The sequence below is a fragment of the Dysosmobacter segnis genome (genome assembly GCF_014297285.1).
GTDB lineage: Bacteria > Bacillota > Clostridia > Oscillospirales > Oscillospiraceae > Oscillibacter > Oscillibacter segnis.
This window is the reverse complement of record NZ_JACOQI010000020.1, coordinates 39,882-53,548: the sequence shown is the minus strand read 5'-3', so window position 1 is coordinate 53,548 and position 13,667 is coordinate 39,882. Positions and strand designations below refer to the sequence as shown.

The 13,667-nt window shown below is 50.4% G+C and carries 17 protein-coding genes; 3 read left to right on the top strand and 14 right to left on the bottom strand.

Going from position 1 to position 13,667, the window contains the following annotated elements:
- Positions 1 to 1,411 precede the first annotated feature (1,411 nt).
- Positions 1,412 to 1,765, bottom strand: coding sequence for a winged helix-turn-helix transcriptional regulator (locus H8Z83_RS15505; protein ID WP_187015899.1), 354 nt, complete (start codon positions 1,763 to 1,765; stop codon positions 1,412 to 1,414).
- Positions 1,766 to 1,919: 154 nt separating this feature from the next.
- Between H8Z83_RS15505 and H8Z83_RS15500 the strand changes: the two genes are divergently transcribed.
- From H8Z83_RS15500 to H8Z83_RS15490, 3 genes are read left to right on the top strand one after another with little or no spacing between them, the layout of a single operon-like run.
- Positions 1,920 to 2,423: a flavin reductase family protein gene (locus H8Z83_RS15500; protein WP_187015898.1), complete on the top strand. Its 504-nt coding sequence runs from the start codon at positions 1,920 to 1,922 to the stop codon at positions 2,421 to 2,423.
- A gap of 28 nt (positions 2,424 to 2,451) precedes the next feature.
- Positions 2,452 to 3,141: a radical SAM mobile pair protein A gene (locus H8Z83_RS15495; RefSeq protein ID WP_187015897.1), complete on the top strand. Its 690-nt coding sequence runs from the start codon at positions 2,452 to 2,454 to the stop codon at positions 3,139 to 3,141.
- Entirely contained in the window at positions 3,129 to 4,046 is a 918-nt protein-coding gene (locus H8Z83_RS15490) for a radical SAM mobile pair protein B (RefSeq protein WP_187015896.1), read from the top strand. Before H8Z83_RS15495 ends, H8Z83_RS15490 begins: the two co-directional genes overlap by 13 nt.
- A gap of 399 nt (positions 4,047 to 4,445) precedes the next feature.
- On the opposite strand, the gene H8Z83_RS15485 is transcribed toward H8Z83_RS15490, so the two are convergent.
- The 13 genes from H8Z83_RS15485 to H8Z83_RS15430 form a co-directional block, all read right to left on the bottom strand.
- The gene (locus H8Z83_RS15485) at positions 4,446 to 4,652 is read right to left on the bottom strand and encodes a hypothetical protein (protein ID WP_187015895.1); all 207 of its coding nucleotides are present in this window, start codon (positions 4,650 to 4,652) and stop codon (positions 4,446 to 4,448) included.
- A 4-nt stretch (positions 4,653 to 4,656) separates the two neighbouring features.
- Positions 4,657 to 4,863, bottom strand: coding sequence for a hypothetical protein (locus H8Z83_RS15480; protein ID WP_187015894.1), 207 nt, complete (start codon positions 4,861 to 4,863; stop codon positions 4,657 to 4,659).
- A gap of 53 nt (positions 4,864 to 4,916) precedes the next feature.
- Positions 4,917 to 5,774: an SH3 domain-containing protein gene (locus tag H8Z83_RS15475; RefSeq protein WP_187015893.1), complete on the bottom strand. Its 858-nt coding sequence runs from the start codon at positions 5,772 to 5,774 to the stop codon at positions 4,917 to 4,919.
- Entirely contained in the window at positions 5,758 to 6,153 is a 396-nt protein-coding gene (locus H8Z83_RS15470) for a hypothetical protein (RefSeq protein ID WP_187015892.1), read from the bottom strand. Before H8Z83_RS15470 ends, H8Z83_RS15475 begins: the two co-directional genes overlap by 17 nt.
- A gap of 140 nt (positions 6,154 to 6,293) precedes the next feature.
- Positions 6,294 to 6,554, bottom strand: coding sequence for a hypothetical protein (locus tag H8Z83_RS15465; RefSeq protein WP_187015891.1), 261 nt, complete (start codon positions 6,552 to 6,554; stop codon positions 6,294 to 6,296).
- Between the two features lie 18 nt (positions 6,555 to 6,572).
- Positions 6,573 to 7,241: a hypothetical protein gene (locus tag H8Z83_RS15460; RefSeq protein WP_187015890.1), complete on the bottom strand. Its 669-nt coding sequence runs from the start codon at positions 7,239 to 7,241 to the stop codon at positions 6,573 to 6,575.
- Positions 7,216 to 8,382, bottom strand: a complete 1,167-nt coding sequence (locus H8Z83_RS15455; RefSeq protein ID WP_187015889.1) for an RNA-directed DNA polymerase — start codon at positions 8,380 to 8,382, stop codon at positions 7,216 to 7,218. Before H8Z83_RS15455 ends, H8Z83_RS15460 begins: the two co-directional genes overlap by 26 nt.
- 210 nt (positions 8,383 to 8,592) lie before the next feature.
- A complete protein-coding gene (locus H8Z83_RS20235; protein WP_366464422.1) occupies positions 8,593 to 8,856 on the bottom strand; it encodes a DUF6273 domain-containing protein in 264 nt (87 codons plus the stop codon).
- Positions 8,771 to 9,199 (bottom strand): hypothetical protein, encoded by a 429-nt coding sequence (locus H8Z83_RS15450; protein ID WP_187015888.1) that lies wholly within the window; start codon positions 9,197 to 9,199, stop codon positions 8,771 to 8,773. Before H8Z83_RS15450 ends, H8Z83_RS20235 begins: the two co-directional genes overlap by 86 nt.
- 62 nt (positions 9,200 to 9,261) lie before the next feature.
- Positions 9,262 to 10,407 (bottom strand): DUF6273 domain-containing protein, encoded by a 1,146-nt coding sequence (locus H8Z83_RS15445; protein WP_187015887.1) that lies wholly within the window; start codon positions 10,405 to 10,407, stop codon positions 9,262 to 9,264.
- 12 nt (positions 10,408 to 10,419) lie between these two features.
- Positions 10,420 to 11,010: a hypothetical protein gene (locus H8Z83_RS15440; RefSeq protein WP_187015886.1), complete on the bottom strand. Its 591-nt coding sequence runs from the start codon at positions 11,008 to 11,010 to the stop codon at positions 10,420 to 10,422.
- Complete coding sequence (locus H8Z83_RS15435) at positions 11,007 to 13,259, bottom strand: hypothetical protein (RefSeq protein WP_187015885.1); 2,253 nt, start codon at positions 13,257 to 13,259, stop codon at positions 11,007 to 11,009. Before H8Z83_RS15435 ends, H8Z83_RS15440 begins: the two co-directional genes overlap by 4 nt.
- 12 nt (positions 13,260 to 13,271) lie before the next feature.
- Positions 13,272 to 13,658 carry a DUF6711 family protein gene (locus tag H8Z83_RS15430; protein ID WP_187015884.1) on the bottom strand — a complete coding sequence of 129 codons (387 nt, stop codon included), beginning with the start codon at positions 13,656 to 13,658 and terminating at the stop codon, positions 13,272 to 13,274.
- Between the last annotated feature and the right edge of the window lie 9 nt (positions 13,659 to 13,667).

Genomic DNA, 13,667 nt, shown 5'->3' with positions numbered 1-13,667 from the left:
AACCTATTACGAAAAGAAAATATCCGAAGGTCTGCATTACATGAATGTGATTGGTCATGTCAGCAGAAAGATGACCGCTGTGATCTTCGCTGTCCTCCGGGATGGACAACCGTACCAACCCATTTTGCAATCTGCCGGTTAACTGAGCTGCATCATTTTCATCCGGCCCGCAAAGGGTCTGGTTCTTTGTGCCCTTTTCCGATATATCCCTTATACACGCGAACTGTAATTTTATCCCTTGACAAACCCATAGCCGACTGCTTTCTTTTTCGTCCTCGGAAAAGCTGCGAAAAGCGCAGGAAACGCAGCCATACCAACGTATCCAATGCATCGATCACACGGACTTCAACACCTCCGGCACAAACGCCTCACATTTGCTTCCGCTGACAAAAGTGGGTACACACTCGCCTTTCGGAGAAAGATGGCACACAGCGGCTCACACGGCGAAACAGGAGCCTTCCCTCCCCCGGCCACAGCACGGTCTTGTGCTGCCAGCGAAATTCCTTTTGTTCTGCCACGCTTTTATATACATACATTTCCCGGTTCTCTGTGACCCCTCACTATCAGCAACAGTTCTATCTCAGACCTTCTTTCATTACGTTTTTCAACTTCTCGCACAAACGGCCCACGTTCGCTTTCACGAGTGAAAGCGGGTACACACTCGGCTTTGCTCAAAGGATCGCACACAGCGGCTCACACGGCGAAACACGGGGCGTTTCGGATGGGGGTGGTATCACTACCCTCGGACCGTTCCGCACGTTCACGAACATCCCCGGGCCGGGTACCAGAACGGCGTGCTTTGTCGCTTTTGGGGCTTGGTCGTGGGTGCTCCCAAAGAACGCAGAGAGCCTTCGGGACAGCGATGCGCTTATGCGCGTCGCTGTCCCGAGGCGTCGCGGCCCCGCTGGGCTGCGTGATCTTTTTTCACTTCTGTCGAAATTGTGACTTGTATGCCATACGTGCGTGTGCGAGATAGGGGTGGTATCACTACCCTCGGCGCGCTTTGCGTGCTGCTGAAACGCTGGACGGCCGCTTGTCAAAAGGGCTCATTTGCCGCTTTCTGAGGTTGCCGAGCAGCACTCCCTGCGCGGTCACTTTTTCTGCTAATATGCAGATATCCCTGTCGGTAATTTCAGTAGCAAACTCTTTTGCGTTATGGTATGATAAGTCCCACAAATCCGGATCTTTCGGAGATGAGGGTGAGCCAGAATGACAGAAAAGGAAAAAATGCTGAAGCAAATGCTTCATGACGCGAATGATCTAAAGAGTTATCAGATGATCTGGCTCGGACAAAGGATCTTTGTTATGACTACAGCCAGCTTCGCCCATCTAAAGAGCTTTTTGCATTGTGATGAGATTTGTCAAGGGTAAATTACACCAGTAATTTTTTGAAATCATTTGTTTTAGAAATTCAAGGGATATATTTTATTCCCCACTGCATAATGGCATAAAATACCGGCAACAAATCTTGCCCTTTCAGTGTTAGGGAGTATTCTACTCGCAACGGCATCTCATTGTACTGGATTCGTTGTATCAAATCATCGGCTTCCAACTCTTTGAGGGCATTTGTCAGCGCTGTATTTGTAATTGGCTTTAGCATCTTTTTCAGTTCCCCAAACCGCATGGGACACTTGATGCACAGTTCATAGAGAATTTGGAGTTTCCATTTGCCCTGCAGCATTTGAACCACCGGCGTGACTGGGCAGTTTCCATCATCGGTTAGAATGACACTGCCAACCTTTTCTTTGAATTCTTCATAAGTCATGATTGGATCTTTCCTCGTCTTTTGCAGTATACTTTTTGATACCAGGTACAAATAATTTGCGTACTTGAGCAAAAATTGCTGTCAAGTATAATAAATATATCACTGGTTGGCCATGCAGTCAACGACTGAAATTTCTCAGAAAGGTCTGAATGATATGAAAGAACTGAACATTATGGAGGCTACTGTTCTGACCTCCCCCAATCCGCTGACATTGATCTGCTCTAAAAAGGAGGATGGTTCTACGAACCTGGCTCCCATTTGCTTTGTGTCTTACCTCTCCTTCAATCCGCCTATGGTGGGTTTCGCCACTGGCAAACAGTCCCACACCGGCAAGCGTGTGCGTGAGACCGGCAAAGTCATTGTCACTGTTCCATGTGAGAGTCTGGCAGGCGCAGTAATGGCCTGCGGAGCATCTACCGGTGCCGAGACCGACAAGGTGGCCGCCAACAACATCGAGATGATGGCTGTAGAGGGCAGCGACATCCAGATTCCGGCGGACACCCGGCTGGCGATGGTGGCTACCTTGCAGCAGTCGGTGGAGGTGGGCGACCATATCCTGCACATCTGTCAGGTGGACAAGTTCCTGGGCAATGAGGACAAGAAGGGCCTGTATGCCTGGAACGGCTTCGGGAAAGTTGCACCTGCGGCAGAAGGCTAAATCTTAAAACGGTAAGGAGACGTCAGCGGTGGCTGTTTGTATCAAAGACTGTATTCAGAACATGAATCTGGTGATCGGCTGTACGATCGGCTGCAGCTACTGCTACGCCAGAAACAATGTCCGCCGGTTCCACATGATTGATGATTTTGAAAAGCCGGAGTTTTTTCCCAATAAGCTGCGGCTGATGGAGAAAAAGCGCCCACAGAATTTTCTGCTCACCGGCATGAGCGATTTTTCCCACTGGAAGACAGAGTGGCGGGAACAGATATTTGACAAGATGACTGAAAATCCGCAGCACCAATATCTGTTTTTGACCAAGCGACCGGAGGATATTGTGTTTTCCACTACCCTGGAGAATGCTTGGCTTGGTGTAACTGTTACCTCCAGCAAAGAGAAAAACCGTATCCGGACTTTGCGGGAGCATATCCATGGCGGACACTATCATGTGACCTTTGAACCTATGTTTGATGATGTTGGCATGGTAGATCTTACCGGCATCGAATGGATCGTCATCGGTACTGAGACCGGACATAGGAAGGGCAAAGCTGTATCGAAACCAGAGTGGGTACGGAATTTGACCGATCAAGCTCACACACTGGGCATCCCTGTATTCATGAAGGAAGATCTACTTCCTATCATGGGAGAGGCACAAATGGTACAGGAATTTCCCCCGGCCTTTTACCGGGTATTGGAGGAACAGAAGACATGGCAGAAGTGAAAGAGAGCAGCATTCTGATTCAGGATGTCGAAACCAAAAATATTATGACAAAATCCACCCTGCCGGTGGGCGGCTATTCCGTCAATCCTTATGTAGGCTGTACCCATGGCTGCAAATACTGCTACGCTTCGTTCATGAAGCGGTTCACCGGCCATACTGAGCCTTGGGGTACTTTTCTGGATGTGAAATATTGGCCGGCAATCAAAAACCCCCGGAAGTACGCCGGACAGCGCGTAGTCATCGGCTCGGTGACCGATGGCTATCTGCCCCAGGAGGCTCAGTTTCAGAACACCCGAAAGCTTCTTGAGCAGCTTCGGGGCAGCGAGGCGGAAATTCTCATCTGTACCAAGTCAGACTTGGTGATCCGTGATATCGACCTTCTGAAAGAACTGGGAAAGGTCACGGTTTCCTGGTCGATCAATACGCTGGACGAGGATTTTAAAAACGATATGGACAATGCCGTCAGCATCCAGCGGCGGCTGGATGCCATGAAGCAGGTTTATGACGCAGGTATCCGCACAGTATGCTTTATCGCTCCGGTTTTTCCCGGTATCACGGATTTTGAGGCTATCTTCCATCAGGTCAGAAATCAATGCGACCTGATATGGTTAGAAAATCTAAATCTGCGAGGCGGATTCAAAAAAGACATCATGGACTATATTTGTAAAAAATATCCTGACTTGGTTCCGCTGTACGACGCTATCTACAACAAGGGAGATAGAAGCTACTTCTGTGGTTTGGAGGATCAAGCGGAACGGCTGGCGAAAGAGAACGACTGTCCCTTTGTGGACAACGAGCTGCCCTACGGACGAGCAGAGCCGGGGCATCCGGTCATTGTGAATTATTTTTACCACGAGGAAGTACGCGGCTCTGAGAACACCGGGAAGCGAACTCAAAAAGTATGATCTTAGGGTGCTCTGAAACGTAGTATGGACAATCGACACCCACACTCTAAGTTACGTGTGTCAACGTGATAAAAATTATATTGGACAAACGCTTGACAACTTTTGTTTTGTAATTTCAAAATTTTCTCTGACTCATTTTTGACCCAGAATGGAATTGCAATGGGCAGGGCTGGACGGAAACAACGGAAAATCCGCCGAGCGAATGGTGGCAAAAAGCACAAATCGGAGCCGAAACAGCTCCGATTTGTGCGTGAGACAACCTACGGACCAGAAGGCCGGGGGTTCGAATCCCTCACGGCGTACCATTGAGCGCATATCCGAACCATACATAGTATGGGGAACGGTATTCGTTCAAACCAAAAGACACTCCTTACCTTAATCGGTAGGGAGTGTCTTCTTTTATTCTTCGCCAGAATACCCGTTCGCTCTGGCGCATTTCAGCGCACCCAAGATCATCTTGTCCTGAGCCAGTGTTCGTTCTTTCAGCTCATAGAGTGGAGTACGGCGATGATCGTCCCATTCAATGAGCTGCTTTTTGTCGTGAACGACTTGACCCTCATAGAGATTGATAACCTTGTCGAGCGTGATTTCTTTCAGCACTTGCATTTTCTCACCCCTGAGCGTCCTCGTCTGAGGTTTCTTTCGACTTGACCTTAATGCCGTACAGAATGGCAAGTTCGGCAGTCCAAGCCGCAAACCAGCCGACCGTCAATTCTGTGTCAACTGTGTGACCGCAGGCGTTCAAAATTAGAACCACAACGGCGTACCAAGTCAGATTGAAGATGGACAAGATCGTGAACTTCGTGCGCTTTCTCATTCTTTTCTTCTTCGGCTTAGGTTGCACTCGTTTACCACCCATAGGAAGCCCTCTCAGCGGCTCAAGAAGCGTTCATGCACGAAGCCAGTATAATTTACCCTCTTGTGCGAGAAAGCCACATAGAGCCATTTAACGCCGTTTACAACGGTGTAATAGCCGTAGTTCTTGACAGTGGTTCCCTTGGGGATTGTCACCAGCACTTTACTGTCCGTCCCGGCAGCGTCACGGACATTCAGGCCAGCACCAGCGGTCACGGTGTAAGTGCCTGCCACAGCCTTATTGAAAGACCGTGCGACACCCTTCGCCTTGACCTCGGTGGTAGGAACGGGCTTGACCGTTTCGGGCTGTGCGGGGGTCACGGTTTTGTCGTAGGTCACATAGGGGAGGTGTCCGTGCTTCTTCCACATACGGGTATTGTACCCGTTCTTCTTCCCGATGTTACCGACAGCGGTGATCTGCACATTGTTCGCCCAACGGGGAGAACACTCGACAGCCAGACCGTTTCCGATATACACGCCGATGTGTCCCGTAGTCCACACCACTTCGCCGGGGTCAACCTTGTCCCACCCGAAAGCGGAAGCGTCCTTGCACCTCTTAATCATGGTGTCAGCGCCCTCGTCAGGTACGCCGTTGGTGGCATACTTCGCACCACCGTAGGACTTGGTTTTATCCCCTGTCCAGCCCCACAGAACGGCTTTGATAAGGTTCACACAGTCAAAGCCGAAGGTGTCAGGGGTCGCCGCCATAATCATAGAGGTACGAGCTGCCGCCATGTTGTAGGGGTGGTTCTTGATATACCGAGACTTGTTTGTGTCGGTCAGCGGCGCACCAAAGCACCCCATGACATACAGGGTCTTGTAGTGCTTGGCAATATCAACGACCTTGGCAACCAGTTCACTTGACTTCATCATAGCTCTTATCCTCCTTGGTAGCGTCCAAAATGGCCTTGAATTTCGTAAATGCTTCTGTGATGTACTTGCAGGACACCATGAGTACCGCACCAATAATCACCAAATTGCTGAAAATATCCACATACTCAGCCGGAATTTCCCACCCGACCATATCCGCAAACAGCGGCAGCGTGGTAATAGCCACACACAGCAGGGTCAAGCCGCAGACAAAAGCGGCGATCTTCAAGCCTGAGTTTATCAGCTTTTCCTTGCTGAACGGTTCCAGCAGGATTTTGATGTTGTAATACAGAGAAAAGGATACATTGGAGAGGTAGGCACACAGGAAAATGAGCATAGCCCAGCCAATGTTCGTCAGGTTGTGCAAAATGGTTTCGAGCATAATTTTTACCTCCAATTTTTAATTTAGGTGAGTTAGGTGAGTAATCGGGCGTTTTTCCTATAAACTTCTTCTTATACACGCATACTAAGAGAAAGTTATAGGGATTTTGACCCGATTACTCACCTTTATCACCTTTCGGGTCATGCAGGCTTGTGAAAGCCCTCCAAGTCCTCGATACGGTGGTTGATGACCTTAATTTGTTCCTCAACCACAGGTACACGCCTTGCAAAATTGTTGTGTTCCCGCACTTCACGGGTCAGTTCGTTTAACTTGGTTTCGATGACCGCCTGCTGCTTGTCCAGTTTTGCATCAACCTTACTGGCAGACTTGCCGGACGAGTAGATGATACCAAGCAGGCTTAGACCACCCGTGATAATAGCGACCAGAATTGCGTCACTCATGTCCTGCCCCCCCTTTTTTTACTTGCCGGTGTATTCTTCCCAGCCAGCAGGATAAGCGTCCGGGGAATACACATTTCCGTCAATCAGACTGCGGTACAGCTTGTCGTTGTAACTCACGATGTCACCCTTGTTGTAAGCGTCATGAGCGCCTGTTGGCTGAGTCCACACGGGGTAGCCGGAGGGGGTCAGGCCAATCGGAGTGTAGAGAGCGGAAGTTGTGTCAGGCTTCCAATCTGCTTGGGAAGTGTGCGCCTGTACTACCTTGTAGAGCTGCGGGTCGCCTACACCGTTCACGCCGTAGGTGAAATAATCACCAACAGCATAGGCATGACCGACCTGATAGGGGTCGTAGATGGTTGCAATCATCATCGCAGAGTCTTCGTCAAGGCTTTTGGCGAACATCTGAACCGCCTTGCGGAACTGCTCAGAATTGCGGAGGTCATTCGGGTCAGACAGCAGAGCCGTCAGACTGTTGGCATAAATGCCATCGTCCACATCTTCAATCGAAACGGTTTCTGCACCGTTCAGATCAGGCTTGCCATTGACGTGATACACCGTACCATTTAGAGCGATACCCTGAGCGTTGTCCTCGATAGTCAGCCCATAGCAACCGTTGTCCTGCATACGAACCCATGTCGGGTTACTAACAATACCGAGAACCTTATTTTCCTTGATGATCTTGAACATGAGTTTCCCAACCTTTCTTGTTCGGGTAGAACCCGTACAATGATTTGAAGTATTGATTGGTGCGTTGCCGCACCTTGAAGCTGTGACCTCGTTTCATGTGACCGTTGTAGGAGTCCACGGAACACCGAATGTCAGCCAAGGTCATTTCGCCCCGGTCGAGCTTTCCTCGGAAAGCCCTGAGTTTGTGTCGAACGATTTTCGTTGAGTCCTTGTTCATCTTCCGAACAACCTTTCCGGTCGGTGTGATGATGAACCTCGTTTTCAACCAGCGGTAATAATCTCTGAGAGGAACAATTCGTGTCTTCTTCAAATTCAGTTCCAGACCGCATTTCCCGCAAATGATCTTTAGTCCGTCCAAGTAGAGATACAGGTTGTCAATGTCAGGGCTGATTGCCACACCATCGTCCATGTATCGCTCATAGGCTTTAATACGGCAGACCTCTTTGAAGTAGTGGTCAATCATATTGGGAAGCATGAGGGCGTTCGTCTGAGACACCTGACTGCCAAGACCCAAACCGACCGAGCCGAAGTCCGTAACAAAGCTGTTCGCAAGCTCCCTGATTTTCAGGTCATGAAGTCTGCGGTCGGCTTCACGAAACAGCGGTTCATGGGGAGCTGAGTCAAAGAAGCTGTGAAAATCGTAAAGCAAAACACCTCCTTCCAGACCGTACTTCCTGTAATGCCGTTGGAGGTAACAGGTCATACGGCGCAGGGCGAAGTCCATACCTCGGTGTTTCAAACTGGCTGAGTTGTCATAGATGAAACAGGCCGAATAGATAGGAACTAAGCAGTAGTCACACAGACACTTTTGAACCGCTCGTTCCGTGATATGGACTGATCGGATATACCGCTTCTTTCCCCGTTCCATGATGGTAAAAGCGTGAAAACCACGGTGTTTGAAGGTTCCGTTTTGAAGTTCACGATGGGTCTTTGCGATGATCGGAATGATATTGCCGATATACCGCTGAGTTGAGTTTTTCCAGTAGACACCCTTACAGCATTTCTTCCCAGAAAGGTAAAGGTGTCTGAACGAAAAGACTTCATCGAAATCACCACATTCTTTGCTTCGCCGCAGACGAGCTTCGTCCCGCTTGGCTTTCCTGCGTTGATAACGGGCTTCTCTCCGTTCTTCACTTGTCATAGAAGGTTCCCCTCCGTACAGTCTTATTGTCGGGTACGGGTTCTAACTGCTTGTAGTACCAGCCATGAAATGAGCTACCGTACAATCGCTCACCATGCAAGAAGCGTCCGGCTGACTACATCAGACGGGGTGTTTTGGCTTGGTAGCCGGGAACAAGCCCTCCCTCTGCAAAAGGTACTGATTTCGCCCAAAGGGGTTACTACGACTGACCTATGCGAAGTTGCAGAGTCCGAAGGACACGCCATTGGAGTTGCTGGCGTTGTTATTGTTGGCGTTGCCGTTGTTGTTCACATTACAGAAATTGTTGGTGTTGCCGGAATTAGGAGAACGCTCCCACCAGTTGTTCGCAGAAACGGTAACAATTACAGGGCTTGACCCAATGAAAAACTCACGCAGGGAGGTCTTTATACCTCTCGTGGTCAGCTTTCCGAACCTTGGAGATAAGCTGTGCTTCGTCCGTGATGTACTCTCCAAATTCCTTCATGGCGTGGTCAATCCACGGACATTTTTCAGGGTTTTGGAGAATAGCGTCATAGAGCAAAGTCAGCTTCGGGCTGAGATTTTGAAGGGCGATGTTGGCGTTAATCAGGTGATCTCGCCGCATTTGCGCTTCATGCTGATTGTGCGGATAGATGTTGTTCGCCGCTCGGACTTCCTCGTGAACCGTGGAAGCCAGCTCGAAGATACGATTTGTCAGCAACGGTGCGTATCTTTTAGGAGCCTTGGTGCAGACGGAGAAAGCGTGAAGCTCTAACCGTCTGGCGGTTTCGATGAACTGCATGGAGCTTTCGCCACGCATAGCTTTGATGACTGACACGCCAACATTCCTTTCTTACACCGCCCCTAACGGGGCGGGATTGGTGTTGATGAAATCGGGGATTAAACGCAGAAGCCGAAGGACACGCCACAGGAGTTGCTGGCGCCGTAATAGTTGGCGTAGCCGTTGCTGACCACACCACAGAAAAAGTCGGCGGCGCCGGAAAAAGGAGAACGCTCCCACCAGATGTTCGCAGAACCATTGACCTTCTTAATGGTGCTGTTGCCAGCGGTGTAATACTCGTATTGCTTACCCTCACCGGCGTAAGAATACTGAGTAGCACCAAAAACTTCGATCTCGGACAGAAGAAACAGCTTGTCGGAAGTGGTTTCCAAACCGGACTGATTGTTGCCCTTGCTGGTCACTTTGTTGACGAACTTCAACACGCTTTTCAGGTCAGAGGAAAGCTGGTTCAGCAGCGTTGCCATTGTGGAGGTACGCATAGTGGAACCACGCCAGCCGTTCACATTGGTATTGGAGCCGTTCATAGAGTAGGTGGTTTTCAGGCAGTCAACCAACTGGAAGGTGATACCAGCCTTGGTGCGGCTACCGTCTGCGGTGGTTAGAGTGTCATGGTCAAAGCCGATGATCTGCGCCGCATAGGTCACACCGTTGACGGTGATGTTCTTTTTGTCACCGACCTTCCAGTAGTTCGGAGCCTGACCAAACTTGGAAACGGCGGCGATGTTATCCCAAGAGGTAGCTTCCAGCGTAGCGCCAACTACAAAGGGATAGACATACACGATACCGATGACTTCCAGCGTGTAAACCTTGGTTTTCTGAGAACCGTTATAAGTAAACACGATAGTCCAGTCACCCAGCTCGGTCGGGTACAGAGTGGCATAGCCGGTCGAAGCAACCTTGCCTGTCAGAGTTTTGCCACCCCTACTCATGGTGACGGTCGAGCCTGTATCAGCGATGACACGCACCTCGGCGGGAGAACCCTTCTGGCTCAGAGCATACAGAGCGTCATTCACCGTGGGGTCGCTGCCGCTCAGTTCCAGTGCCGACTTGGTGGTGTCGGACAGCAGATTTGCCTTGCTCATGGCTGTGCCGACCACATCACAGCCTGCGGCGTTCAGACCAATGTCGAGGGTGGCGGTTCCAGCGAGAAGCTGTGTGCGCCATTCCTCGAAGGTTGCAGGCATATCGGTAGGAGCCTTGATAGAACGGGACTTACCGTTGCCCTTGATGACAGTATCTTTCATGAAATTTCCTCCTTACTCTCCGCAGTTATACAGACCAACATAGGCGAAAGCGTCCACCGTGCGGTCGATCTTGGAATACAGCTCGGTTTCTACCTCAGTCAGCGTTGTGTCGATGACATACAGGAGATATTCAATGTTGTTTGCCGTGGAAAAAGTGAGATTGTCCAGACTGCTCGGAACCAGCGGTGCGTCCGGCGGAAGCGTGAGCTGCTTTCGGAGAACCGTCAGGTTGTTTAAGTAGGCTTTCACGAGAGATTGGGTGGGCGTATCACCCATCGCCCAATTCGTCTTTGCCGCAACCACCACCGAGGAAGGGTCATACGGAACTTGGTAGATCGGGTCATCAGCGACTCCTTTCTCCGCTCGGTATGCCGCCAACTGTCCGGGGAGAGAAGTCATACGGTTGGCGATATAGGCTACCGCCTGCCCCACACGGTTCATGTCCCCGTAATTGTAAGCACCCTTCATACCAGCCATGTACTCGGTCTTTTCCTCAGCGGAAAGGCTCGAAAGCCCTTCCGTGAGGATTTTGTTTTTCAGGGTAAAAACCCTGTCTACATCGGCCTGTGTGCGGTCGTAGACGAGATTATCAATAATACTCATATCAGACCTTTCACCTTCAACTTTCCGCTCAGAGAGCCGTTAAATGTGATCTCGTCCACCAAGATCAATGCGTCCATTTCATCGGTGTAGAGCGTCTGCAAGCCAATCACATCGCCCACTTCCAACTCAGGATTGCCACGGTATTTTGTCTGATAGGTGTTTCTCATTTGCAGATACTTTTTCACCTGATCGGCAAGAGCGGCGCACATCGTATCGTTGGTGATAAGGGGGTTTTCCTCCTTGTCGATTTCTCCATCGAGAGCTACGGGATAGGAAACGACCACCGAGTTCTCAGACAGAGTTTTGCCGGTAATGACTACGGTTTTAGTGCCGGAGGATAACACCAAATCCGCAGCTCTGGCGTAAATGTTGGAGGATACCAACGAGCCGCCAGAAACAGAGATAGAAACATCTTGTGCAAGACCAGAGAACTCGACATGAAGCTGAGTTTCGGTGGTCGTTCCCTCGAAAAGTTTGGTGGTGTCATTTGCCGCCGTGTACGCATACTTGGCGACAGACACCGCTTTGAGCTGGTCGATCTTTGCGATGGATTGGGAGTCCTTGTCAATCGAGTCAAAGTCCAGCGTGAAGTCCGTTTCACGGTAGTAGAGCTTGCTCACCCGCATACGGCGGTATGGCAGGCCACCGTCCATCGTCACCTCAATTTTGGTGCAGTCAATCGCCGCTTCGCTGTTGACAAACACCTCCGCAGAAGTAATACCCTTCACAGTCTGCGTGTCCAGCAGCTTCGTCCCGGCGTAATATTTCACCTGAATAGATGTAGGATACTCACCCAAGGGAGTATCGAAACGGAGAGCCAGCACGGGTAGATCGTGAGAAACATCAAAGGTTTTAGTGAAGGTCGGCTTCGTGGTATAAGTACCATCTGCCGCAGTCATCGCTTCACTGATAAACCCTCGACCGGAGGGGTCGGTGTCTTCGACAATGACCTGATCTCCACCATCCAGCGTCCAGCGGTTCAATTCCAACGCCGCATAGGTGTTACCGACCTTGTTACCACGGTCAACAGTGTCCCATTCGCTGTACCACAAGTGACCGTTATCCGCCCATACGCCGCTGTAAATACCAACCACAGTCACGCCAAAAGGCTTGATGTGAATGATATTGTCATCGTCTGTAAACAGGCGGCAGCGGCAGGCATGAGCGATCAGTTGCAGACAGTTCATGTGCGAGTCAATGGGGAGCGCCGCCGTAGTGAACATCTGCTTCAAGGTTGGGTCAATCACCCACGGGTGCGTACCTTGCGCTGTCAGCGTCAGGTCTGCGTCCAAAAGTACTTCCTCAGCTATGTCGTAGAAGTTTTTGGAACCGAGCTTACTCTTGTAGAAGGTTCCGGTCAGACTTCCAACCAGACCTGTCCCTGTGAAGGTGGCCTGATTTTTGGCGGCTTTCGGTTTACTGTTCAGCACATACTTGTCCGCTTTCAGCCACTCGACTTTGCCCGTGGGAAGCATATAACCGTATCGGAGAGAAATCGGTGACTTCTTATCCAGATAGGCATAAATGCCTTTCGGGTTATCCGGGTCATAATTGTGTTCGTAGTCCAAAAGAACGAACTGCATGGTTTCCTGCGGTAGTCTGCGGGAGAGCGGATCTACGTCGTGAGACTCCTTGATGGAAACAATGTCATCATTTCCAAATTTCTTCTGCACACCGTAGAGAACCTGTTGCAACCGAGGTCGGCGGTACGGGAGGGTGTTCCCCATCGTCAACACGATCTTGTCACAAGAAGTGACCTTCGTGTTGATGACCAACTCTGTTCCCTCTACGGGAAGGGTCAGACTTTCCAACGCCGTACCATTCAGGTAGAAATCAACTGTCACGGTGTCAGGCCATTCCTGATAGCGAGTGTCAAAAGTCAGAGTGATACCGGGGAAGGTATGAGGATTGCTGAAAGCACGGGTCAGCACCGCAGGAGTGGTGAACTTGCCCTCAGCATTACTCATGTGGCTCGAAACAAAGCCGTCATACATCGTCCCGGAAGAAGGAACGATAACCGTATTTCCGTCCAGCGCCCATCGGTTCAGCTCCAACGCCGCATAGGACTCCTGATAATCATATCCGTAGTCCAGCGTGTCGAACTCAGAATAGCTCTGCGCCCCGTTGCTGACCCAATTACCGTCTGTTGCCGCTGCCGTGTCCACCTGAGAGAAGGTGATCTCCACAAAGGACTGCTCACGGAGCAAAGACTTCATCGACAGCTTGTAAGCGTTGCTTACCTGTTTCACGGCTACACCTCCTTAGAATGGTTCGCCGCAGTCAATGATGTTGACTTTGCAGTTGATGTAGTCCGCAGGAAGCCCCGTGTTCGGGTCAAGATGGTACGGGGTCGCCGTGCGGTCGCCGGGGTACATCTTTCTGGTTGTCCAGCGGTTGTTCACCATGTCGGGATAAGTGACTGTCACAAAGAAGTTCTTGTCAAAAATCTGCAACATGGTAGACCACTGTTCCGCTGTCAAGTAGCCCCAAAAGAGGTTGTTGAGCTTCTGTTGATCTCTGCCGACCTTCTGACCTACCACAACGCCGTTGGCATTTCTGGCAGAGTCTACGATAGTGGCAGACAGCAGCTCTAAGCCCCTGCGGGGCTGAGGAAACTTTGTGCCATTGATTGTAATGAAACTTTGCATTTCCTCAGC